The sequence below is a fragment of the Catenibacterium sp. AM22-6LB genome, from assembly GCF_003435615.1.
In the GTDB taxonomy this organism is placed as follows: Bacteria; Bacillota_I; Bacilli_A; order Erysipelotrichales; family Coprobacillaceae; genus Catenibacterium; species Catenibacterium mitsuoka_A.
In genome coordinates this window covers 1-24705 of record NZ_QTUM01000015.1, presented here as the reverse complement: position 1 = coordinate 24705, position 24705 = coordinate 1, and the positions used below count along the sequence as shown (strand labels likewise).

Sequence of the window (24705 nt, the reverse complement as noted above, 5' to 3'; positions counted from 1 at the left end):
GGATATTGAAGAAAAGTTCAAAGAAAAATCTTCTATCATGATTGCAGTAAGTGAAGGTATTCATGATGAAAACGGAAACTTCTTAGATAGTGGTGATTCACAGCAGTATGATGCATTTGGTCATCCAATCCATTTTGGTACTGGTAAGGTATTAGAAAACATCTGTAAAGAACATTTTGGATGCAAAGTAAGAAGTATCGAATTAAATGTACTACAAAGATGTGCAATGCATATTGCATCTAAAGTAGATATTGATGAATCTTTCTTTATTGGTAAAAAGGCTGTAGAGACAGCACTGGCTGATCATACAAATGTTATGATGGGTGTTAAGAGAACTAGCAATGATCCATATACTGCAGAATGTATCTATAGTAATGTACAGGATATTGCGAACCTAGAACAGAAAGTTCCAGCAGAGTGGATTACTAAAGAAGGTAATGATATCACTCAAGAACTTTATGATTACTTATATCCATTAATCCAGGGTGAAATTGCTATTACTTATAAGAATGGTATTCCTTCATATATCGATATTGCCCATTTAAAAGAATATTAGGATTGTGATAAAAAGATACCCTTAATAGAATACAATGATTGCATTGTAATTCCCTTTAGGTATCTTTTATAAACAAAACATTAAAATAATGAATCCTTCTATTCATTTCATTATATTTATGTCTTCCTACAATGGAATGTTTATTCTTTTTATGAGTTCCTCATCATCGCCAATAGTATCAAATTCTATGAACGGATTAGTTTTGAGTAAAAACGGATTTTTCTTGTATTCTAAATATGTATTACATAAAGCAATATCTCCACCATCTGCTTGTTTAAGATATTTTCTATATTGCAATAATGTATCATCGATTTGATTATCTACTGCTATGTAACGTCCAATATATTCATGCTCAGTCCCCTGCTTCTTGACTAATATTGTGTTAAAATTACAATTCATACCGTAAATAGTCCCATCATCAATCTGATTTAAAAGTAAAACATTAATTTCAGTCGGCATAGCAGACATAGCAGTTGATGTTTCAATGTAAACAAAAGCAAAATCAGAATCTGGACTATCAAGCATTTTAGCTTGATATCCATATAATTTATTATAGCGATTATCAAAATAAAGCTTTTTAGGATATTCTTTAACTAACTCTACCATAAAAGTATCAAATGAGTTGGAAACATAATCAAATATTTCGTCTAAATATGTGTTAATAGATTTTTTATCATTTTGAATAGATTTGCGAAAAAAAGGATTAATATCAGAAACATAGTTACTATCAAATAAACCTTTCCGTAACTTTAAACCAACATCACATGTATGCTTAGTTCTATTATTAAAAGCGTCAATATACTTGTATTTTGAATCTTTTTCAATACTATTATACCAATTAGATATATAAGGAAAATTCTTACCATAAGTCTGTTGATTAAACTTCTTCAACATAGCTGGAAAATCAACACTATCAATCTTTTTTGCTTTATTTCCAAGTAATGAAGCATTAGCAATTTGAGAAATACTATCAAACACATTTCTAGAATACTGGAAAAAATCTTTTATCAATTTATTTAGCAAAAAGGATACTTGAATATCTTTCCCTACAATAGACGTCAAAGTAGTTGGTAATGAATCTTTTTGTACAACTAACTCCTTTTCATCATTTTGATTTTCAAAAAATGAATTCAATAAGGATTTCCTCCATTCATCAAACTCTTCTGTTGTTCGATCAAGCAATCGCAAAATTGTATCTTTACAATATTCAGCAGTATCTAGTGTTTCTTTTGTATTGATCACAAATTGCCAAGCATCATATATCCCATTATTATAAAAGTCAATTTCCAATTGTTTATTTATTAGTACCATTTTATAAACCTCTTTTCATTTTTAATATTTATTACCTTATACATCAGATTTACTCTGTTTCTGGAATAAATTGACTCCTCGAAATTGCAATTGCCTTTAATAAAATAAAGCATCTTAGCAACATTTTCATGTAATGTTTACTAAGATGCAGCATAATTCTAATATTAATTTAGCGTTTATCGGTATTTTGTAGCATACCGACTGATATGTATATATTTTAATCTCTATTTCAAATATTTATCAACGAATAGGTTAATTGATTCTAGAGTATCTAGTTGTCCATATTCTCCATTTGTATAATTTGAACCTAAGCCATTTAAAAGAATACTTTTACAGCCAGCAGCAATTCCTGCCTTGATATCATTCTCACTATCGCCAAGCATGTAACTTTGACTCAAATCTACATTAAAATCTTTAGAAGCTTTTAAAATCATTCCTGGTTTTGGTTTGCGACAATCACATTCTATTTTTAATTCTATAATCTCTCCATCATAACCTTTATGTGGATGATGTGGGCAAAAGTATATTCCATCTAAATAAGCACCTTCCTTGCCAAGTTCTGTTTCCATTTTGTTATGAATTTCTTCAAGTTGATCCCAACTGATTTCACCACGTGCTATTACAGGCTGATTAGTTATAACAATAGCAAGATATCCTAATGCATTAATTTTCTTGATTGCATCTGCAACTCCAGGAATCAGTTCAAAATCATCTATATCTGTCAAAAAATCTTTATATACATTAATGGTTCCGTCACGATCCAAAAATACTGCTTTTTGCTTATTTGAAAGGTTTTTTGACTGTACCCTACCTTCCATATAATCATTTTCAACTTGATGAAATCTTTCTGGGGTTCCCATATCTTTTACATATTCAGGAGAATCATAACAAAACATCTGCCCCGTTCCTGCCAATGGTTTTAACAGTTGTCTGTCAAGGTCAACCTTAAATACTTTTCCAGTTTTTTCATCAACCTTACCCACTTTATCTGTATCAATACCATTTAAAATAGATGGATCTATAACATGAAGACCTGCATTAACTCTATTTCGATAATATTGAGGCCTATCATCTTCTTTTGCAAGCCATGCTTCAACCATGCCTTCTTTATCTGCAATTATAAGGCCTGAATCATATGGATGATTATTTGGATGCGTAAAGAGTGTTACTTTACCACCACATGAATAATGAAAAGACACAAAACGCTTAAAGTCTATATCAAAAATTGCATCTCCATTTAAAAGTAAAAATGGTTCAGTCAATTGATCTTTTAATTTAAACAATGCTCCTGCATTTCCAAGTGGAGTTTCTTCATTATAATACTCTATATTTACCCCTATCTTTGATCCATCACCAAAATAATCCATTATAATAGATCCAAGATGTGAAACAGTAATAATAATATCCTTAAATCCTTGATCACGTAAAGAAATTATTTCTCGTTCTAGTACCGGTATTCCATCTATAGGTATCATAGGTTTAGGTATATCGGCAGCAATTGATTGAATTCTCGTTCCTTTACCGCCTGCCATGATAACTGTCTTCATTTATTTACTCCTTCTTAACTGATTCTTACATTCCTAAATTATTTCTTTACTTTCCGAAAAATCTATCTTCAAGCATTAAACATAAACAGTGATATACTGGAAGATGCAGTTCTTGAATCATATATGTTTCCGTTTCTGGAACTTTGATAGCAACATCTGATACTTCTGCAAGTTTTCCTCCTTTTTGTCCTGTTAAACCAATGATTTTTAGACCTGATGCACGCGCAACTACAGCCGCATTTAAAACATTCTTGCTATTTCCTGATGTTGAAATTCCTAAGAAAACATCTCCCTTTCTTCCAAATCCTAATAACTGCTGTGCAAATACGCCTAACCCATCTACATCATTAATATAAGCAGTAGATAGAGCTTCATGAGCTACTAAAGGAATAGCCATTAAAGACTGTTCTAGATTTTTCGCTAGTTCAGGGCCTTTCTCTGGATCTGCCTCAATAAGTTTATTCGCATATTCATCAGACACTGGTCTAGGAATTTTAAAACGTTTCATTAATTCACCTGCTATGTGCTCAGAATCAGCAGCTGAGCCGCCATTTCCTGCAATAAGAAGTTTACCACCATTTTCATAACATTCTTCTAAAACTAAATATGAATCAATGATATCATCTTTTACAACATCCAAAACTGGATAACGCTGAATTAATAAATCAATATGTTTATATAATCTTTTATTTAACTCTTTCATTTCTTACTTCTCCCTAAACTTTTTCAATTTATTTATTACTAAATTGCGATTTTCTTTGTCTAATACTATAAACATAAAAATAGGAACGCCTATTATACATGAGCACAAGGCAGAAACAATTAGTCCTATCCATGTTGAAGGCATAAAATTCATAAATAATGTTTTTAATACTAAAGTTATTACTACTGCTGCACTAAGAACTCTAAATATACCAAGATAAAAAACATTCCATTTTAATCCTAAACAATGTGCAGAATATATGGGCGTAAATATCATAAAAGTAATAAATCCAAGTACTGTTGTAGTGCCAACAACTGCATATAATCCAAGATTTGTATACTTTAAAAGAACATACATTCCAATGACATTTAAAATCCCACTTCCTATAGTGACATAGCAAGGAATTCTGTTTTTTAAAGTTAGTGTATACGTATAAAATAAAGGCTGCACAATACCTTCAAACAGAAAACCTACTACAGTAACTACTGTTATTCCATAGAGTAGCATACTATCCTGTGTTGGTGTCCAAAGCTTATAATAAAGAGAGCCGAATGTTATCAAACCAGCGAATATCATAGATGAGAAATATCCTGAAAACATTATTTCAAAATTTAAAATCTGAGCAACTCCTTTTGAATCACCATTCGAATATTTCTTTAATAAATATGGTTGAAATGGTCTACTAAGTAACTGCTCAAGAGACGAAAGGATTGTAGATACTGTTTTAACTATGGATAAATTTCCCATTTCTAGTGCCGAAAGCATTAGATTACTGACCCATAAATCTAAACCTGAATTCAATAAATTACCTACACTATTTATTGAATTCCATATACCACTAAGAACTAATTTTTTTACAGCTCTCCATGAAAATATCTCTTTTTTAACTTTCAATTCAGGTGTATATTTCTTTGATAATCTGATATTTAACACAAATAGCACCAATGTAGAAATAATCAGTCCAACACCTACATAGGAAACCTTTATTGGTAAAAATTTATATAATACTATAAGTACAATAACCTGAGTCAAATATGTAATAACATTATTGGTTTCTACACTGCCTAATTTATTCTTAATATAAGCTGATACTGTAAAAGTATTAGCAAGTGCCAATAACATATAATTAGTTATGTCTAAAGCAAACAATACCTTGACATCAGAAACTAAATTGGTTGGAATCTTAATGAATACCTGAATGTTATATATAAAGAAAACCTCAAATATAATAGTAATCAATAACAACCCTATGTTTGCAATCACTACACTGCTGAAGTACGTATTTGCTTTTTCTATATCATCTTTGTGATATGCTATCGTAATATATCTAGCAGCAAAAGCATTTAAACATCCTGTAGCTATTATTCCATAATTAGCAATAGTTTTTGCAAGTGATACGAATCCAAATGCTTCAGCCCCCATATTTGTCGTAATATAGGGAGTAAGAACAAAAGAAATCATATAGTTTATTGCCATTGCAACTATTGATAAAATGAGTGTAAATGATATTTGTTTAGTTGCATTTTCTTTATTCATTCTCATACTTACTCTCCATTATATTTGTATTTACATATCTTCTTTGCGCCAAAACTATCACGAAGAAAATAAATATGTGTTGGGCTTCTCCATAATAATTTTCTATAAAACTCATTATTAAAAATAGGATTTGTATATAAAAAGAAAAATCAATTATATTATCTGTTTTAACCCTCTCATTAACAATTACATTCTTCATTAGTTTTACTAAAGGAAAATAAAATATTACGAATCCAATCACACCAAGCTGTACTAATATAGATAAAAATGAATTTTCAAGCCAGGCATATCCAATTGCAGCTTCAACTTGACCAGCACCCCAGCCAAATAATGGTTTCTGCATTATTGCGTGTACTGCACGACCAAAGAAATCATCTCTACCATTCATAAGAGAACCACTAGATGCAAATTTACTCATTTTATTTATTATTCCAGACATTCCAGGAATATTTTGAATTCCAATAACTGCAATCATAACCACAATAGCAATACCAAATAAAATCTTCGAAATTTTATTTCCTTTAGTTCTCATATAAATAAGAGCTATGATAACTAGCGCAGCTGCGGAAGATCCTCTTCTCTGCGTAAAGAAAGTACCCATCAGAAATAAAGCAACTAGTATAATATAAAACATTTTTTTTGTTGTTTTCTGTTCATTCTTTGCTCTTACAGCAGATAAAACAGCACCTATAGAGAGATACATTGCACACATACTAGTTTGCATTGAAAAACCGTAATATGCTTTGTTCCAATTCATCTGCTCAATTACCTCAGTATGTATACTGTCCGGCAATAAAGGTAATACAACTCTTGTATATAAATCTGGAAATATAACCTGCATATACAAACATACAAGATGAATAATAGAGAAAAATAATATAATAGAATGTATTTTTTCACCATCACAGTTCTTTGTAATAAATCTTGCTACAAGATAATAGATAATATAGTTTGCTAACACACCAATACTCGCTATAGGATTAACCGAAGATAACGAAAGTCCAATTAGGAATATCATTCCTAACAAATATGCTATATCTATCTTATTCAGTCTTGTCCTATGAATAAAAGCCATAAGAATACTTAATGCAGCCATAGCAATCCAAAATAATGAAGGATATGGTCTAAGCTTAAAAGATGATGCAAAATAAAAATACCAGCAAGAAAGAAAAGCTACTATACCGTAAAATATTTTTGAAATTGATATATGAAATCGATAGTTCACATTAGTCTCCTTTCCTTTATAAAGTCATTCCATTAATTACATTGTCTATGTTCTTATCCCAATCCATTGTCTTTTCGTAATATTCTCTAATTGAATTGTTCATTTCTTCATAATCATTAGCTTTATAAATATCAAAACATTTAATCCATTCATCAGCATCAGAATTAATATATCCTGTGCTACCAGATTCTACGAATTGTGTAAGACCTGCTAAATCTGATACCAAGACCGGTTTTTTATAATAATAAGCTAACGGAATTACTCCACTTTGTGTTGCTTCTATATATGGGAGGCAAACTGCCATTGAATTATTGATTAACCACTTCATTTCACCATCTAAAATATAGCGATTAATTAGTAATACATTTTTACATTCACTACATAAAAAGGTTTCATCCTCTGTCAATTTTCCATTACCAGCAATTACTAATGGATATTCACAATTTGAATCCTTATACGCACTTAGTAAATTTCCAATACCTTTATATTTATCAATTCTTCCAAAAAATAAATAGAATTGATTCTTCAGAAGTTTTCCACCTTCTGGTGGCATACATTCCTCATCTATAGGTAAATGAGCTCCTAAATTCATAACTAATAATTTATTAGCGTATTCTGGCTGATTTTTACTAAAAGTATGAAAACTCTCCTTAGATAAAACCAAAAACTTAGTTACTCTTTTAAAGAATTTTTTAGCAAGCAATTCATTATATATATTTGCCAATCTATTTCTAACACTCATATTATTAGTTGGATGGTAATTTCCAGCATCATGCATTGTTAACAGTTGACGAATATTCTCATCAACATATAGTCCTACTTTCTGTGAAACAGTGCTATTATCCATATACCACACAAATAGAGGCTTTTCCTTAGAAATAGTTTCACTGATTTTTTTATAGGATCTATTGTCAAATATTTTCTTTTCTTTTTTATACTGAACTAAGAAGTGACTCATTTCACTAAGATCTGAGTTAACTACATTATCTGGCATAAATACAATGACATGAAATCCTTTTTTCTTTAATACTTGATATAGTTGTATAGTGAATTGGATTATACCGCCTTGTGTGTTTGCAGTGAACAATACTATTTTATTCATTATTCAAACCTCTTTACTCAGACTCATAAGATTCTGGAGTATAATGAATTACTTGTGTCCCACCATTTTCGAATTCAAATGGAATATACATTAAATCTGACATAGCTTTCTTTACAGAATCCTGCTTATCAGGCTGAACATAGAAAACAAGAAAGCCTCCTCCTCCAGCACCTAATAATTTTCCACCAAGTGCACCTGCTTTGATTCCTTTATCATACAAAGCATCAATGCTATTAGTACTAACTGATCCACCTGTCTGCCTTTTCAACTTCCATGTAGTATCTAATAAACGCCCAAAATCATCTAAATCTTTCTCATCATTAACAAGAATAGCCTCTGCTTCATCAACAAGATTTTTCATTTTTTTAAGCATCATTTTTTTATCATCAGGACTAGTTGCAGAATTTGCTTTTTGAACATCAGAAGAAAATCTAGTAAATCCAGTGAAAAACATCATTAAATTATCATTAAGACGTTTTTTTCTCTCTGGAGATATAATAAGAGGTAGTACTTCATAACCATCAGGTCCAAAATTAATTCTGTTAAATCCGCCAAAAGAAGCTGCTATCTGATCCTGCCATCCTCCAGCTTCATTACAGAGAACTCTTTCAAGATAAATTGCTTCGTCTGCAAGTTTTTTCTTATCTGCATATTTACCTTTTAAAGCGTAAAATGCATTAAGCATACCAACTGCAAAAGATGAACTTGTTCCTAAACCAGATCTAGCAGGCAAATCAGCCTCATATGTAAGTCTGATTTCATGCATATCCAACATTTTCATTGCTTCACGAATTGCAGGATGCTGAATATCTTCTACATTAGTTACTCTTTCTATTTTTGAATAGGATAGTTCTGTATTATAATCAAAAAACTTTGGTAAATGTCTTACGTTCACATAACAATACTTATCAAAAGTAGTAGAAAGAACTGCTCCTCCATTTTCTTTAAAATAATCTTCCATATCTGTTCCACCACCAAAAAAGGACATACGGAACGGTGTTTTTGTGATTATCATCTATTACTTACCTCCCTTTGCATAAGCTTCTAAAATTTTAGTTTTATATGTTTCTATATCCATTAATTCCCTTGCTCTTTTTTTAGACGCATCTGACATATTTTCTCTAAGAATCGTATCAGTAATAATAGCTTTACAACTATTAACTAGTCCTTCATCTGTTTCATCTAAATAACCCGTTTTCCCATTATCTACAACAATCTTAACTCCATCTGTTGGAGTACTAACAACTGGAACACCTAAGCTCATAGCTTCTAATACACACATAGGTGTACCTTCCCATAGTGAAGTCATAATCATAAGTTTTGAATCATGTAATATTTTATAAGGATTGTTTTGAAAACCTAAGAAAGTTACATTAGATTCAAGTTCCAATTGTTTTGCTTCCTTATGAGTTTCATCTTCTAAATCACCTGTTCCAATTACAGCAATCTTAACAGAAGGTAGTTGATTAACAATCTCTCTACAAACTTTCATAAGTCTCAATGGATTCTTTTGTTCGGTTAATCTTCCTAAATAAACAATGTCATAATCATAATTATTGTTATCTAATGCCATTTTTGAATAAAGGTTATCAATACTAATGATGTTATACAAAACTTCACTTTTTCTCTTAAATAAGTTATGAAAGTAGTATCCGTTATATGAACTATCTGAAACCCAAAATATATGTTTAGCTCTCATACCAGCATATAAATAAGCAATTGATTTTAGAGAAATACCTCTAGAGTCAAAGTTATTATTATGAATGTGTGAAATAATTGGTATATTACCACAAGCAAGAGCACCAATAAAACTTGCTCTCATATCATGAGCATGAATTATATCGGGTTTATATTCTTTAATAATTCTTTTTACTTCTTTAACAGTAAGATCACTTATTGGAAGAAACTTAATATTTCTTTCTTTTAATGCTTCTCTAATCTGTCCATCACAACTGCAATACATCATTTCTATATCGTTGTTACCGTCTAACATGCTTATAATTTGACAGACAACATTTTCAGCTCCCGAAAATCGTGGGCTTTGTAATAAATGAATTACTCTCATTCTTTTCTCCTTTTTCAAAAATTACTAAATTAACTCTATCTATATTCTTTTGAATAAACATCAAAAAGACAATCTATTACCTTCTCGATTGAGAAATTATTTAAGTGTTTAGAACTCTTTTCTTTAAATTTATAAGCAAGATCAGGTGACTGCATAATCTTAATAATTGCATTAACATAATCATCTAAGCCACTACAAAGAAAACCGTTCTCATTATTGACAATTAATTCCGTATTTCCTCTTATTTTTGAAACTACGCATGGTATTTTACTAGCCATAGCCTCCATTAAAGATCTTGCTAAACCTTCCTGTTTAGATGTAAATAAGAATGTATCAGAAGCCTTTAATAATTCTTTGATATCATTCCTAAATCCAAGAAAATGAACTTGTTTGTCTACACCAAGGTTCTCTGCTAATTTCTTTAAATTGACTTCTTCTGGACCTTTCCCACATATGAAATAATGAACATGAGGATTATTTAATTTAGCAACTACTTCTATAGCAATCTTGTAATTCTTTCGATCAATTAGATCGCCCATTGAAATTAGTGCAAAATCCGTACCTTTTAAATTCAGTTCATTTCTTTTAATTTCTCTTACTGTATCTGGTACATTATATTGGCTTAAATCCATTCCTACACCAGGCACATAATACACTTGTCCATTATTTTTTAATTTAAATGTTTTAGCACGTTCAAAATCTTCGTTATTAATTGTGATAATAGCGTCAGTTTTCTTTGCAAGCCACTTTTCTACTGGATAATAAATCATCCAATTTTTCTTAGGTGCTCCCTCATAGAAATGAAATCCATGAGCTTCATACACTATTTTCTTTACTTTACATTTTTCTCCAGCTAATCTTCCAAGAACACCACCAACTGGTGTATTACAATGAATATAATCAATTTTCTCCATGTTAATTAAATCAACTAATTGTTTATATGCTTTAATGTTCTTTGTAGAATATGGAGAACGATCTAAATCTATATGAACTATTTTTATGCCATATTTCTTTTCATCCTCAGCTATTTGTTCCTTTGTTGCACCATCCCAATTAGCAGCATAATAGAACTCAAAACCACATTTCTTTGCAGCTGCAATACTTGCAACTACAAAAGAACCTACATTATTACTAATATTTGATACAAATAATAATTTTTTCACTATATTTCCCTCAATTCTTATATAGTTTGAATTTAAAACCTCTAAATTTTAAGTTTTGTATCAAAACTCAATTAAGGAATAATGAATTTATGTAAATATTGAATTTTAATGTTAGCAGAAACGTTTTTTACAAAAATCACATTAATTAATCCTAATAGAGGTATCTCCTTAAAAGACCAAACAATTAATTTAATCTATTTCTCCTACAAATCTATACTCGTACATCTTTCGTCCTTCATCAGTCTCAAACATTCTTTCTCTCACGAATCCATTTTTCTCATAAAAATGAATTGCACCTTCATTATCAACTGCATCAGTTTCTAAATTAATATATGCAAACTTATTGAAATCAACGTAATCCTTAAGTGCATCAATCAACTTAGAACCAATACCCTTTGATTTCACATTAGGATCAACACCAATTGAAGAAAGTTCAACATACTTTTCTTCACGTTTTGCTTCTCCAGGCTTTAAGAAAGCACTAATAATATGCATAAATGCTGAAGGTCTTCTAAAGAATGCTCCAATACTGTACCAACTAAACTGAATCAAACGAGTTTTAATCATAAACTTATATAATCCACTAAAGTTAGATGAAAAAGCTAAGAATCCTAAAGCCTTTCCACCTTCTTCAGCTACTAATAAACCAGATTCATCATGATCACAATATGACTGATACATCTGTCTTAAAAAACCACGACCCATGAAAGTAAGGAAAAATCCAGTAAATGTATTCAAATGGATTGTTACTATTTCATTGATCAATTCTTTTTCATTTGACTTTACTTCTCTTATAGTAACCATTCTTCCCCTCCTTACTCATAATCCTTTCCTAATACAGCTAACACAGTTCTAAACATTGTTGCTATATCCCCAAAAAACGAGAAGTTCTTAATACTATCTAAGTTATATTTCATTTTGCCTGGTAGTACTTCTTCTATATATGTTTTATCTACATCACTCGCAGCATCTAATAGTTCAGCTTCATCTTTGTATCTAATACTTGCTTCACTAGTAATACCTGCAGGTAATAATAACGTAGCCATATATTCAGGTTTATATTGTTCAACATATTTCACTGCTTCAGGTCTTGTCCCTACAAAACTCATATTACCAGAAATAAGATCTAATACCTGTGGTAACTCATCTAATCTACAACCTCGAAGTTTTGCTCCTACTTTAGTAATACGACTATCATTCCCTACTGTTACAGTAGAACCAATCTTATCTGCATTGCTAACCATTGTTCTAAATTTATGAATCTTGAAATGTTTTCCATAAGTAGTGACTCTTTCCTGCCTATAAAATACAGGGCCTTCAGAATCTAACTTAATCATAATAGAAATAATAATCATAGGAATAGCTAATAGAATAAGCAGAATCAAACCACCTACTAAATCCATGACTCTCTTAAGAAACATACTTACTTTCTTCTTCTGCAATGTTTCATAATAGACTCTTACTTCATCATTCTGCATATAATCAGGTAAAGTTTCCCATTTCTTCAACATTACATATATTCCTTTACAACTTCTTTAAAGTTTTCAATCACATACTCTACATCTTCATCACTTAACTTAGTATGCAAAGGTAAAGTAATAAGATTTTCATAATAGGCATATGCATTAGGGAAATCTTTTATATCCCACCCCAAGGTTTTATATGCAGTCATCATAGGTAATGGTTTATAGTGTACATTTGTATTTACACCACGTTCTGCTAGTTTAATAATGATTTCTCTTCTCTGTTCATCACTAATACCAGGTATTCTAGTTAAGTATAAATGTTTAGAAGATTCAAAGTCTTTACCCCAATGATTTAAATGTTTAACGCCTAACTCATCACACATTTCATCATACTTACTTACGATTTCTCTTCTTCTTGCAAGCATTCCAGGATATCTATCTAACTGACGTAATCCAATAGCTGCCATAATATCAGTCATATTACACTTATACCAAGGACCAATAATATCATATTCCCAAGCACCTAACTGTGTCTTAGCTAATGCATCCTTATTCTGTCCATGTAAGCTATATAACTGGAATAACTTATATACTTCTTCGTTATCTATGCCAGGAATATCTTTCCAAGTACTTGCTCCACCTTCTGCAGTTGTAAAGTTCTTTACTGCATGGAATGAAAAACTACTAAAATCAGCCCATTCACCAGCCATCTTACCATTTCTTACTGCACCTAGTGCATGTGCACAATCCGCAAATACCATAACTCTATTAAGAGTTTTCTGTATTCTAGATCCTAAAGTGTTATCATCTCTTGGAGTAAATAGGTTTTTCTTACTTTCAATAGCCTGATACAACTTATCATAATCACAAATGACACCACCAAGATCTACAGCCACGACAGCCTTAGTCTTCTCAGTAATTGCTTCTGCGACCTTATCATAATCCATTTCACAGTTATCTTTCTGACTATCTACAAATATAACTTTTGCACCACAATGAATTGCTGCTGAAGCTGAAGCTGTATAAGTATAAGCAGGTACAATCACTTCATCTCCTGGTCCAATACCACATACCCTAAGGTTTAATTCTTCTGCTGCTGTCGCAGAATTTAAACATACCACTTTAGATGTATGACAATATTCAGCAAGTCTTCTTTCTAATTCTTTAGTTCTTGGTCCTGTAGTAATCCAACCAGAACGAAGTGCTTTTGCAACTTCTTCTATTTCTAACTCAGAAATATCAGGTGGACTAAAAGGAATCTTTCTTTTATTCATTTCCATCTTTCTCCCTCCTCTATGAATAAATACATGGGGTGGCACTTATCACTAAGTGCCACACACATGTGTTATGCTGGATGATATGTTGATACAATCTTCTGCACTCTTTCTTTCATATCATCTTCATTTCTATATGCAGCATCAAGTAATCCATCTAACTCACCTAAGAACTCATTGATATCAAATGGAATAGGACAACCAATATGAATTAAATCATTCTTAGTCTTCTTTAAACCTTCTTCAGCCATAAGCTTTTCTTCATAAAGCTTTTCACCTGGTCTAAGTCCTGTAAACTCTAACTTGATATCTACATCAGGTGTATAACCTGATAATCTAATTAAGTTACGAGCTAGAGTAGTAATCTTAACTGGTTCACCCATATCTAATACGAAGATTTCTCCTCCATGAGCATATGTACCAGCAAGTAATACTAAACTTACTGCTTCTGGAATAGTCATAAAGTAACGGATAATATCAGGATGTGTGACTGTAACTGGTCCACCTGCTTCAATCTGTCTCTTAAAGATTGGAATAACTGAACCATTACTTCCTAATACATTACCAAAACGTACAGCTACAAACTCAGTAGTTGTAGTCTTTAATGCTTCTTTGATTTCAGGTTTTTCAATCATATCCTTCTCATGAGTAAATAACTGAGGGATTTCATAAGCCTTACCTTCTTTGATCTTAGCTGCAAAAGCCTGAATAATCATCTCACATAAACGTTTAGAAGCACCCATGATGTTTGTAGGGTTAACTGCTTTATCTGTACTAATTAATACAAATTTCTCACATCCATGTACCATAGCTGCATAAGCAGTCTTATAAGTACCCATAGCGTTATTCTTAATAGATTCACATGGGCTATCTTCCATTAATGGTACATGCTTATGTGCTGCTGCATGATATACAATCTGAGGTCTATACTTCTTAAAGAGATCAAACATCTTTCTACTATCTCTTACTGATCCAATAAGAGTCACTAGATCTAAGTTTGGATACTTCTTTCTTAACTCTAACTGAATATCATATGCATTGTTTTCATATACATCAAATAAAATTAACTGCTTAGGGTTATGTGATGCAATCTGTCTAGCAAGTTCTGAACCAATAGAACCAACACCAGTAATAAGAACGACCTTATTTCTTACATACGCAAATACTTCATCCATATTAGGCTTAATAGGATCACGACCTAATAAATCTTCAATCTGAACCTTCTTCATCTTACTTACTGATACCTCACCAGTATATAACTGATACATACCAGGTAGATTCATAAGTTCACAAGAAGTTTCATTACATACTCTAAGAATATCTCTCTTATCCTGAGGATTAGCACTAGGTACAGCAACATAGATCTTCTCAATATTGAACTTATCTACTGCTTCTAGGATATGATCTCTACTACCAAATACAGGTACATCATCAATGTATCTATCCCATTTATTAGGGTTATCATCGATAAAGCATGCAACAGTTTCATTTGTTTCTTTAGCATGTTTAATGTCTCTAAATAACATCTGTCCTGCAGAACCAGCACCAATGATCATAACATTCTTCTTCTGTACTTCATTGTTTGTTCTACCACGAAGTAGTAATACAAAACGATAGAAGAAACGAATTCCTAATGTCGCAATAAACTGTACTGTAATACCAATCACATAATAAGAGACAGGCATATGTAAGTTAAATACAAGTAGTGAACCAGTGTAAATTACACCAGTCACTACAGTTGCAAGAATGACTCTCAACAACTCTGAATAACTCGCAAAACGCCAAATACTCTTATATAAACGTAAGAACCAGAATACAACTAAACAAAACAAAGCATATACAATAATAGTCTTTGTATAAGTTGTTAAGTATTGTGGTTCTACACTTGTTACTTTACAGTCAAATCTTAACCATAAAGCAATACCAAATGATACTATAACTGCCGCAAAGTCATAGACCATTAATAGTAATCGAACAACCTGCCAATGTTCGAACTTTCTTTTTGAACCTTTACTCATTTTCATTTCCCTTCTTAAATCTTACTTACTTCTCCCATAACCGTAGCCATATCCATAGCCATAACCGTAACCATAACCAGTTGATTCTGAACTATAGAATGTCTTCTTATAACTATTTAATACCACACCTACAATCTGAGATAATGTATCATGGAGTTCATCTACAGAATCTAGAATATCTCCTGCTTCTGCATAATCCTGCTTAACAACTACGACTGCACTATCAGCGTGCTTTGCAACTAACAATGCATCTTCCATCATATATAAAGGTGTAACATCTAAAATCACAAAATCATATACTTCTCTTAATTCTTCAATTAAGTTTTCTAATCTTGGTTTAGATAACTCAGTTGATTCATCAACTGAAATATCACTACCAAATATAACATCTATATCATCCTTGTGAACAATACATTGTTCTAGTTTGACATCTTTATCTTTAATATAGTCTAGTGATGTTCTATGAATATTCGCATATCTCATCGTCTTCTCAACTGATGGATTTCTCATATCTAGATCAACTAAACATACTTTATAACCCTTCTGTCCTAATGTAATGGCTGTATTAATAGAAACCATTGTTTTCCCTTCATTAGGTACAGTACTTGTGATCATATAGACTGAATTTTTATTTTTTCTATGATCCTGTTCCATCTTAATTCTAACATTATGGAAAGAATGCTTGAAATCAGCTTTAATACCAGAACCATTTAATAATAAACCTGGATTATTAGAATGACGCTTCTTTACTAATGGTACTTTCGCAATATAGTCCATACCTAGAATTTCTCTAACATCATTCTTATCTAAGATAGTTCTTCTAAATACTGCAACTACAATTAATAGTAATACACTTGCACCTAGTCCAATTAATCCACCCTTTAATCCTGCTAGTAAATAACTTGGTGAGGCATCAGCCTTTTGAGGCATTGTAGGCTTATCTAATAATGTAATACTTACATCCTGCATAGCATCCTTAGTTAATGTATCACAGTTATTAGTAATAGCTGATGCAACATTATAGGCATCCTGAGCACTCTTACCTGTGACCTTTAATACAACTAAGTTTGTGTTTTCTACTTGTGTGGCTGAAATCTTAGCTGGTATCTTATTAACATTCAATACATCCTTTACGATATTCTTCATTTCTTTACTTGTAAGGATTGAATTAAATGTATCTACAAGTGTTGCTTTAGTACCACTTGCCTGAGTGGCATCATAATAGTATGTATCCTCTATATCTGCAGAAGGTACAAACACTGCTTCACTTGTATAAGTTGTATTAAAGAAAAGAATTTCTTTCATCTCTAATGCAACCATACCAATCAGTACTAATAATAATACTGTCTTCCACATTCTCTTAAAAGCACGGAGGAAATTCTCAAAACACTTAACTAAATCAATCGTCATTTCATCTTGATTATTTGATTCCATTATTTATCCCCCCTTACTTTATATTTGTTATAACCATAGCGGTTATTATAATTGCTAGTTCCCTTATTACCAACACTAACTACATTCTTAAATACAACACCTAATACGTTATCTTTTACATAAGTTAAACGTTTTACTGTTTCATTAATAACATCACTTGTTGCATAATCCTGTCTTACTACAAATAGAGTTGCATCTACAAGTTCATTCATAGCCATAGGTTCATTTAATAAGTATGCAGGAGAAGTATCAACAATCACAAAATCATATTCTTCTCTTAATTCCTTCATGATTTCATCTAACTTCTTACTATTAGTAAGAATTTCAGATTTTAATGTATCCTGGCTACATGGTAATAAATCCAAGCCACTACGATCACTTACAACCTGACTACTCCAGCTAGAAGTACCCTCAATTGCCTTATTTAAGCTTTTAGAGCCATCTAAATCAAAGATTTTGAATACTGCTGGCTTATTAAAGTCTGCGTCTACTAGAACTACTTTATGGCCATTTTTCGCAAGTGCTAAAGCTAAGTTTGCAGCTACAGAAGACTTCCCTTCATTCTCATAAGCACTAGTAATCATAAATGACTTATAACCATGCTTATCACTACTTGCTTCTACCTTACTTCTAAGCTTATTCATAGATTCTCTAAAGAAGAAACTAGTCTTTAATGAAGTAATAAGAATTGCTTTCTTATTTCTTGTATCTTCTCTCTTTTTCACTTCAAATGGTAATTTCGCATATAATCTTGTATCTAGCTTATTTTCTACTTCTTCTTCACTCTTAATAGTATCTCTTAAGAAGAAATATAAACCAAGTAAACAAGATAATACAAATCCAGATCCTACTGCCCCAATCAAGAAGTTCTTAATATGACTATTTGGATTCACTGGTTTAGTAGAGAACTTACTTTCCTTTAATACAGTAATATTGTATGGGAAACTATAACGTTCTGTATTTTCTCTATACCAATCATTTAATAGCTTAATAGAGAAATAAGCTTCTCTTTTAGTGTCTGCAGTCACTTTAATCTTAACTACATTTGCCTGTTTTAAAGTTACTTCTGCCTTATAAGTTGTCTTACTTATAGGCATCTTCTTCTTTACATAAGATTTCGCATTATTACTATTCATTAGATAATCTAATGTATTAACATAACTCTGAACCTTATCAATATTCTTAAAAGTATCTTCTCCACCACTAAGTGTTGCAGTCATGCTTGTACCATATTGAGGTACATAAGTGACTGTCTTCATAAAATCAAATACACTTCCAAAAACAATCATGACTGCAACAATCAAGATCCATCTTTGTAGTATATCTTTAATAATACATTTAACTATAGTAAGGAGATTTTCATTTTGTACATTGTTTTCCATAATATCCTCCCTACTCTTCTACAATAACTACTAGCTTAGTTAAGCCATAGTCATCATTACTTGTTTTTACTCTATAAATAAATTCATAAGTACCAGGTGTATTCTTATCATAGTCTGTATTGATATCTACCTGATTCTTTAAGCTTGAATAGTCCATATCATCCATAGTAATAGAATCGATATGTCTCTTCGCATTCACTTCAGTACCAACCTTTACTCTCATTAAGTAAGTATCTAGGTTAATATTGACTGTCTGTTTTCTAGAAGTCTGATATGCCTTTAATGTGATAGATGACTGAGTACCAGTACTATCAGTCACTGCAAATGTGACATAGTGATTCTTATCCTGTTCATATTCTCTGATTACTTTAACCTGAGAACTTAAATCACCATCAACACAACTATAAGCACTCATATAGTCTGCAAACTGTGCTTTAGAGTTAACCTTTGAATAAACTAATGCTTTATTAAGATATAACTGTGGTGCACTATAGTTTGTATATTTGATTTTTCTTTTTACTTTAGTGTAGTTATCATCTTTATCAAATACACCTAAAGTAACAACTCGTACATTACCTTCACCAAAAGTACTCATGCCCTGAACGAATACTTTCTTAGTAATGTTGCCATCTTCCTTATCAGTGGCTTTTACATCCTCTAAAATAGCCTGATTTGTAGCTGTCTGATCCATTCCAGTATCTAGTGTTAAAGTACCTTTAGGTACTTTAATAACTGGTGAAGAACCAGTTTGTGGCTTATGTGTATCATATAGTAAGAATCCACCATATAATGCCACAATCACCAGGAATATGATTCCGTTTCTGACCTTGTTGTTCATACCTTTCCCCCATTTAATAATATTTTTCCATTCTCTTTAAAAATCCTTTTTGCATAGTCACTACCAAAGCGTGTTTTCACTTGAACATAAGATTCATACATTCTAGGATGCCTGCTTCTTAAGTTATGTGCATCACTACCGACAAAATGTATGAGTTTATTTTCTAATAAGTTATATACTGTCTCTTTTACTAATAACCCATAGTCTCCAAGTATTGAACCTTTATTCATCTGTAAATAACCACCCCTGTTGACTATTTCTACTGCAATATCAGGATTAATCTGAATTGCTTCAAAACGTTCAGGATGAGCGACTACAGGAATATAACCCTTATCCAATACATCTTGTACTGCTTCAAGAATCACTTCTTCTTCTACATCAAAATAGAACTCCATTAAAAGATACTTTGTATCATTTAATGTTGTAATGTCTTCAAAGTGTCTTTCAAAAGATTCATGAGATCTATATAAGAACTCACAGCCTAAATACATCTTAATAGGAATACCGACATCTTCTACTATATCTTTAAATTGACCAAAGAGTTCTTTAATTTTATAGTTCGGATTCTCAAAACCATATGCATAGGCCAAATGTGGCGTTAAGACAATCTCTTTTGTACCATCTCTATACGCCTCGTCCAACATATCTAGACTCATATCTACACTACTAGATCCATCATCTACAAGAGGAAGGATATGACTATGTATATCAATCATAAGTTCACCCCTTTTAATACGTCATGTCACAATATATCACATAAATTTACAATTGTGTAGAAAAAATCGGTACAATTGCATGAAATAAATATATATTTCATAATTTTTAAGTTTTTTACTTTTAAAGCGCTTTTTTATACTATTGATGCATTAAAAAAGGAATATGTTGTAAGCCTTTTCAACATATTCCTGTATTTTTACTTATTTTTCTTTAATGTAGAAAGGATTAAGCAGCCTACTACTGCACCAATAGCGATTGATACTAAATACATTGGCCAGTTACTTACTGTCGCAATAACGAATACACCACCATGAGGTGCTCTTAATTGACAATTGAAAGCAACTGATAAACCACCAGCAATAGCTGAACCAATAACACATGATGGAATAACATGGATTGGATCATTAGCTGCAAATGGAATAGCCCCTTCAGAGATAAATGATAATCCCATGATATAGTTAACTAATCCCGCATTTCTTTCTTCTTCAGTCCATTTATCTTTGAAGAATGTAGTTGATAATGCAATAGCAAGAGGAGGTACCATACCACCAGCCATAACAGCTGCCATTAAGATGTAGTTACCACTTGCAAGTAATCCTGTAGCTGTGACATAAGCAGCCTTATTGAATGGACCACCCATATCGATAGACATCATACCACCTGCAACAACACCAAGAATGATACCATAGTTACCTAAACCACTTAAGAAGTTAGTTAATGCCTGGTTGATGATGGACATTAATGGGTTGATTGCACTTGCAAAGATTGCCATACAAAATACGCCAAGTAATGGATATAAAAGGATAGGTTTAACACCATCTAATGATTTTGGTAAGCCTTTGAATACCTTCTTAAGTAATAGAATGATATAACCAGCAACAAAACCATATAATAATGCACCTAAGAAACCAGGTGTTGCAGCTAATTTAGCCGCACTAGGATCTAAGAATGTCGCACCAGATTTAGCAAGTAAACCACCTGCAAAACCTACAGCTAAACCAGGACGGTCCGCAATAGACATAGCGATAAATCCAGAAAGGATTGGTAACATCATACCAAATGATACGTTACCCATGTTATTAAACCAAGCAGCTAGAGGTGTAGAAGAACCAAACTTAGCCCCTGCACTCTTATCATCTACTAAGAATGAGATTGCAATCATGATACCACCAGCAACAACGAATGGTAACATATGACTTACGCCATTCATTAAATGCTTATAGAAGCTTCTACCAGCACTTTCACTTGATGCTGCTTCTTTAGCATCAGCACTTGCATGATAGATAGGTGCTTCACCATTTTTAATCTTATTAATTAATTCTTCAGGATGACGGATTCCTTCAGTGACAGGAACGATTAATACTGGCTTACCATCAAAACGAGCCATTTCTACGTTCTTATCTGCTGCAACGATAATACCATCACATGCCTTGATTTCATCTGCAGTTAAGGCATTTCCAATACCTTCAGAACCGTTTGTTTCAGCTTTTAATGGATAACCAAGCTTTTCACCTGCTTTAGTTAAGTTTTCTGCAGCCATGAAAGTATGCGCAATACCTGTAGGGCATGCAGTAACAGCTAATACTTTATATCCAGTAGTGACTGGAGCTTCTGCTTCTTTTGCTTCTTCAGCATCTTTTTCTGCTTCCTTCTTATCAATCATGCTTAAGAATTCTTCTGGTGTTTTCGCATTTAATAAATCTTTACGGAAACCTTCATCCATTAATAATGCGGATAATTTAGCTAATGCCTGTAAATGAGTGCTTCCTCCATCAGCTGGAGCTGCAATCATAAAGAATAAGTGAGCAGGCTGACCATCTAATGATTCATAATCAACACCATCAGGCACAGTCATAGCTGCTAACCCTGGTGCTTTTACTGCTGCAACCTGAGCATGAGGAATCGCAATTCCTTCACCAATACCAGTAGAAGTCAATGCTTCACGGGCTAAAATACCTTCTTTGTATGCATCCTTGTCTGAGATCTTACCAGTTGCACACATTAAATCAATAAGCTTGTTGATTGCTTCATCTTTTGAACTGACTGAGACATTGAGTTCAATGCCCTTTAAGTCCAATAACTCAGTAATTTTCATATTGTTTATTCTCCCTTTAATTGTGCGAGACATTCATCAATGAAGTCTCTTTTCGCAAGTGAATATGAGAATGCTGTTGCTCCACCACATGCAGTACCAAGTGCTAAAGCTTCATCATAATCTCCATTATTTAAATAACCAGCCACAAAACCAGCTACCATAGAATCACCAGCACCTACAGAGTTCTTTACTGTACCCTTACATACACCTAAACGATGTGTATTGCCATTTTCATCTACTAATAAAGAACCATCACCAGCTAGTGAAATCAATACATTACGAGCACCCATTTCCTGTAGCTTATTAGCATACATCACTAGATCCTCTTCAGTTTCTAACTTAACATTAAAGATTTCTTCAATTTCATGATTATTAGGCTTAATCAAGAATGGATGATAAGCTAATACATTAACTAATAGTTGTCCAGTTGCATCTACTACAAACAAGATACCCTTGTCCTGTAATCTTTCTAGAATTTCTTCATAGATTCTAGGACTAATGCATTTAGGAATAGAACCAGAAAGAACTAATACATCACCTTCTTTTAATGTATCAAGTTTTTTGAATAACTTTTCTACATCTTCATCAGTGATTTGAGGTCCCATACCATTGATTTCTGTCTCTTCATCACTACGCATCTTTACATTAATACGTGACATACCTTTTTCTACCTTAATGAAATCAGTCTTGATATCATACTCACTCTTAGCACGACGTACAATTTCATCACCAGTAAAACCAGCCACAAAACCTAAAGCCTCAGATTCATAACCTAACTCTTTAAGAATTGCAGAAACATTAATGCCCTTACCTCCACAGAAGATATGTTCTTCACATACTCTGTTGACTAATCCCTGTTGGAAATGATCAACTGTAATAACATAATCTAATGCAGGATTAAAAGTAATTGTGTAAATCATTTACATGGTCTCCTTTTCTGTAAAAATCTTTTTATTACAGCGCTATTATATGATGTAAAGGGTTTCTTTGTCAATAGATTTCATGTAAATAATTTACTTTGTATAATGCTAAAAAAGTATGACAATTAGATGTAAAAACATCTTTGTCATACTTTTTGTGGTATCGATACCTATAATAGTATATTATCTCTTATCTACCGCAAACATCTCTTCACACTGGATCATAGATTTATGTGCATTCTCTATCATCCCAGTTAAGAATAAGAATATGATTTCTATAACAGTCATTGCAGAAACTCTAGAAAAACAGAACTCATCAAGAAAAAGTTTTTCTCTTGTTGCAGTAGTAATATGATATTGTACTTCTTCTCCGATGGCAGAATGAGCACTATTAGTAATACCTAAAGTCTTAGCCCCATTCTTATTAGCAACCTTAACTGCCTCTAATACTTTATCTGATTCACCAGAGTTACTAATCGCGATTAGTACATCTCCTTTACCTAAAGTAAAAGAATAAGATAACTGTGTTTCCCATATAGTGCCTGCAGTTGTCGGTATACCTAATTCATTTAATTTAAAAGCTGCATCAATGGCTACAGGAATCGTATTTCCTACCGCTACCACCTGTACTCTAGAAGCATCTTTAATACACTCTAAAACCTCTTTAAATTCATCTGTGTTAATAAGATTCACTGTTTGTTTGAGTTCAGTGATCTTATTCGCAAGAATATTCTGTAATGATTGTGGTATATCCTCTAATGATATTTCATTAGATACTTCACCACTCTTATGTGTATCCACTAATTCCTGTGCTAAAGAAATTTTTAACTGGGCAAACCCCTTTAAACCTACTTTACGACAAAATCTAGATACAGATGCAATAGATACATCACTTGTTTCTGCAAGTTCAGATACAGTCATATCTACGACTTCTTTTGGATTATTCAATATATACTTCGCAATCTTCTTTTCAGCATCAAATAACTGATCATATAACACAGTAATATTATCTAATACACTTTCCATTTTTTATTCTCCTTCCATAATGAAATTCCTTACATCATCATGTTAACATGAAAAAAATGTTTTCACAAACAAATAGAGAAAATGTGAGGGACATAGATATATACCACTCATTTTTGATGCATCCTAGCAATAATTTGTATCTGTTGTCTTTTTTAACATTAATCATATCAGTATTGTGATCAGATTGCTTCTTGTCATCATTGATAAGAACGCAAAAAAATAACTACCTCGTTCTCTGGTAAAGTTGGGGTCGTTATTCTCTATACTTAAATCCAAGGACAACCGCTTACTGGCTGTTCCTCTTTTCGTCTCCATTATAATTTACAA

20 protein-coding genes and 1 pseudogene are annotated in these 24705 nt (G+C 32.1%); 1 reads left to right on the top strand and 20 read right to left on the bottom strand.

The features are described 5' to 3' along the window. Nucleotides 1-556 (top strand): annotated as a pseudogene (locus DW269_RS12920) (6-phosphofructokinase); the annotation flags it as partial. Nucleotides 557-682: 126 nt separating this feature from the next. Here DW269_RS12920 and DW269_RS04970 read toward each other — a convergent pair. The 20 genes from DW269_RS04970 to DW269_RS04875 all read right to left on the bottom strand — a co-directional run bounded on the left by DW269_RS04970 (nt 683) and on the right by DW269_RS04875 (nt 24378). Further along, entirely contained in the window at nt 683-1867 is a 1185-nt protein-coding gene (locus DW269_RS04970) for a hypothetical protein (protein ID WP_117458790.1), read from the bottom strand. Between the two features lie 224 nt (nt 1868-2091). Further along, nucleotides 2092-3414: a D-glycero-beta-D-manno-heptose 1,7-bisphosphate 7-phosphatase gene (gmhB, locus tag DW269_RS04965; protein WP_117458789.1), complete on the bottom strand. Its 1323-nt coding sequence runs from the start codon at nt 3412-3414 to the stop codon at nt 2092-2094. 46 nt (nt 3415-3460) lie between these two features. After that, the gene (locus DW269_RS04960; RefSeq protein ID WP_117458788.1) at nt 3461-4117 is read right to left on the bottom strand and encodes an SIS domain-containing protein; all 657 of its coding nucleotides are present in this window, start codon (nt 4115-4117) and stop codon (nt 3461-3463) included. A gap of 3 nt (nt 4118-4120) precedes the next feature. After that, nucleotides 4121-5659, bottom strand: a complete 1539-nt coding sequence (locus DW269_RS04955; RefSeq protein ID WP_117458787.1) for an oligosaccharide flippase family protein — start codon at nt 5657-5659, stop codon at nt 4121-4123. Further along, nucleotides 5646-6878: an O-antigen ligase gene (locus DW269_RS04950; RefSeq protein WP_117458786.1), complete on the bottom strand. Its 1233-nt coding sequence runs from the start codon at nt 6876-6878 to the stop codon at nt 5646-5648. Before DW269_RS04950 ends, DW269_RS04955 begins: the two co-directional genes overlap by 14 nt. 16 nt (nt 6879-6894) lie before the next feature. Beyond that, nucleotides 6895-7980, bottom strand: a complete 1086-nt coding sequence (locus DW269_RS04945; RefSeq protein WP_117458785.1) for a glycosyltransferase — start codon at nt 7978-7980, stop codon at nt 6895-6897. Nucleotides 7981-7993: 13 nt separating this feature from the next. Further along, on the bottom strand, nt 7994-8995 hold the full coding sequence (locus tag DW269_RS04940) for a kinase (RefSeq protein WP_117458784.1): 1002 nt from the start codon (nt 8993-8995) through the stop codon (nt 7994-7996). Nucleotides 8996-8998: 3 nt separating this feature from the next. Then, the gene (locus DW269_RS04935) at nt 8999-10045 is read right to left on the bottom strand and encodes a glycosyltransferase (protein WP_117458783.1); all 1047 of its coding nucleotides are present in this window, start codon (nt 10043-10045) and stop codon (nt 8999-9001) included. Nucleotides 10046-10080: 35 nt separating this feature from the next. Continuing rightward, nucleotides 10081-11208 carry a glycosyltransferase family 4 protein gene (locus DW269_RS04930; RefSeq protein ID WP_117458782.1) on the bottom strand — a complete coding sequence of 376 codons (1128 nt, stop codon included), beginning with the start codon at nt 11206-11208 and terminating at the stop codon, nt 10081-10083. A 189-nt stretch (nt 11209-11397) separates the two neighbouring features. Further along, nucleotides 11398-12012, bottom strand: a complete 615-nt coding sequence (locus DW269_RS04925; RefSeq protein WP_117458781.1) for a GNAT family N-acetyltransferase — start codon at nt 12010-12012, stop codon at nt 11398-11400. Between the two features lie 11 nt (nt 12013-12023). Further along, nucleotides 12024-12716, bottom strand: a complete 693-nt coding sequence (locus tag DW269_RS04920) for a sugar transferase (protein WP_370446088.1) — start codon at nt 12714-12716, stop codon at nt 12024-12026. A gap of 2 nt (nt 12717-12718) precedes the next feature. Further along, on the bottom strand, nt 12719-13954 hold the full coding sequence (locus tag DW269_RS04915) for a DegT/DnrJ/EryC1/StrS aminotransferase family protein (protein ID WP_199409927.1): 1236 nt from the start codon (nt 13952-13954) through the stop codon (nt 12719-12721). A 65-nt stretch (nt 13955-14019) separates the two neighbouring features. Then, nucleotides 14020-15966, bottom strand: coding sequence for a polysaccharide biosynthesis protein (locus DW269_RS04910; RefSeq protein WP_370446087.1), 1947 nt, complete (start codon nt 15964-15966; stop codon nt 14020-14022). Nucleotides 15967-15987: 21 nt separating this feature from the next. Beyond that, a complete protein-coding gene (locus tag DW269_RS04905) occupies nt 15988-17400 on the bottom strand; it encodes a polysaccharide biosynthesis tyrosine autokinase (protein WP_117458779.1) in 1413 nt (470 codons plus the stop codon). Then, on the bottom strand, nt 17400-18782 hold the full coding sequence (locus DW269_RS04900) for a polysaccharide biosynthesis tyrosine autokinase (protein WP_117458778.1): 1383 nt from the start codon (nt 18780-18782) through the stop codon (nt 17400-17402). The genes DW269_RS04905 and DW269_RS04900 overlap by 1 nt, the downstream gene beginning before the upstream one ends. 10 nt (nt 18783-18792) lie before the next feature. After that, entirely contained in the window at nt 18793-19620 is an 828-nt protein-coding gene (locus DW269_RS04895) for a hypothetical protein (RefSeq protein ID WP_117458777.1), read from the bottom strand. After that, nucleotides 19617-20336 carry a tyrosine-protein phosphatase gene (locus DW269_RS04890; RefSeq protein ID WP_117458776.1) on the bottom strand — a complete coding sequence of 240 codons (720 nt, stop codon included), beginning with the start codon at nt 20334-20336 and terminating at the stop codon, nt 19617-19619. Before DW269_RS04890 ends, DW269_RS04895 begins: the two co-directional genes overlap by 4 nt. 197 nt (nt 20337-20533) lie before the next feature. Beyond that, complete coding sequence (locus DW269_RS04885; RefSeq protein WP_117458775.1) at nt 20534-22432, bottom strand: fructose-specific PTS transporter subunit EIIC; 1899 nt, start codon at nt 22430-22432, stop codon at nt 20534-20536. Between the two features lie 5 nt (nt 22433-22437). Beyond that, a complete protein-coding gene (pfkB, locus tag DW269_RS04880) occupies nt 22438-23352 on the bottom strand; it encodes a 1-phosphofructokinase (RefSeq protein ID WP_117458774.1) in 915 nt (304 codons plus the stop codon). A 183-nt stretch (nt 23353-23535) separates the two neighbouring features. Continuing rightward, a complete protein-coding gene (locus tag DW269_RS04875; protein ID WP_199409925.1) occupies nt 23536-24378 on the bottom strand; it encodes a MurR/RpiR family transcriptional regulator in 843 nt (280 codons plus the stop codon). Nucleotides 24379-24705: the final 327 nt, after the last annotated feature.

Coding starts and splice junctions, on each gene's coding strand:
- DW269_RS04970 (WP_117458790.1), bottom strand. CDS start 1,867: ATGGTACTAATAAATAAACAATTGGAAATTGACTTTTATAATAATGGG.
- gmhB (WP_117458789.1), bottom strand. CDS start 3,414: ATGAAGACAGTTATCATGGCAGGCGGTAAAGGAACGAGAATTCAATCA.
- DW269_RS04960 (WP_117458788.1), bottom strand. CDS start 4,117: ATGAAAGAGTTAAATAAAAGATTATATAAACATATTGATTTATTAATT.
- DW269_RS04955 (WP_117458787.1), bottom strand. CDS start 5,659: ATGAGAATGAATAAAGAAAATGCAACTAAACAAATATCATTTACACTC.
- DW269_RS04945 (WP_117458785.1), bottom strand. CDS start 7,980: ATGAATAAAATAGTATTGTTCACTGCAAACACACAAGGCGGTATAATC.
- DW269_RS04940 (WP_117458784.1), bottom strand. CDS start 8,995: ATGATAATCACAAAAACACCGTTCCGTATGTCCTTTTTTGGTGGTGGA.
- DW269_RS04935 (WP_117458783.1), bottom strand. CDS start 10,045: ATGAGAGTAATTCATTTATTACAAAGCCCACGATTTTCGGGAGCTGAA.
- DW269_RS04925 (WP_117458781.1), bottom strand. CDS start 12,012: ATGGTTACTATAAGAGAAGTAAAGTCAAATGAAAAAGAATTGATCAAT.
- DW269_RS04915 (WP_199409927.1), bottom strand. CDS start 13,954: ATGGAAATGAATAAAAGAAAGATTCCTTTTAGTCCACCTGATATTTCT.
- DW269_RS04910 (WP_370446087.1), bottom strand. CDS start 15,966: ATGAGTAAAGGTTCAAAAAGAAAGTTCGAACATTGGCAGGTTGTTCGA.
- DW269_RS04905 (WP_117458779.1), bottom strand. CDS start 17,400: ATGGAATCAAATAATCAAGATGAAATGACGATTGATTTAGTTAAGTGT.
- DW269_RS04900 (WP_117458778.1), bottom strand. CDS start 18,782: ATGGAAAACAATGTACAAAATGAAAATCTCCTTACTATAGTTAAATGT.
- DW269_RS04895 (WP_117458777.1), bottom strand. CDS start 19,620: ATGAACAACAAGGTCAGAAACGGAATCATATTCCTGGTGATTGTGGCA.
- DW269_RS04890 (WP_117458776.1), bottom strand. CDS start 20,336: ATGATTGATATACATAGTCATATCCTTCCTCTTGTAGATGATGGATCT.
- DW269_RS04885 (WP_117458775.1), bottom strand. CDS start 22,432: ATGAAAATTACTGAGTTATTGGACTTAAAGGGCATTGAACTCAATGTC.
- pfkB (WP_117458774.1), bottom strand. CDS start 23,352: ATGATTTACACAATTACTTTTAATCCTGCATTAGATTATGTTATTACA.
- DW269_RS04875 (WP_199409925.1), bottom strand. CDS start 24,378: ATGGAAAGTGTATTAGATAATATTACTGTGTTATATGATCAGTTATTT.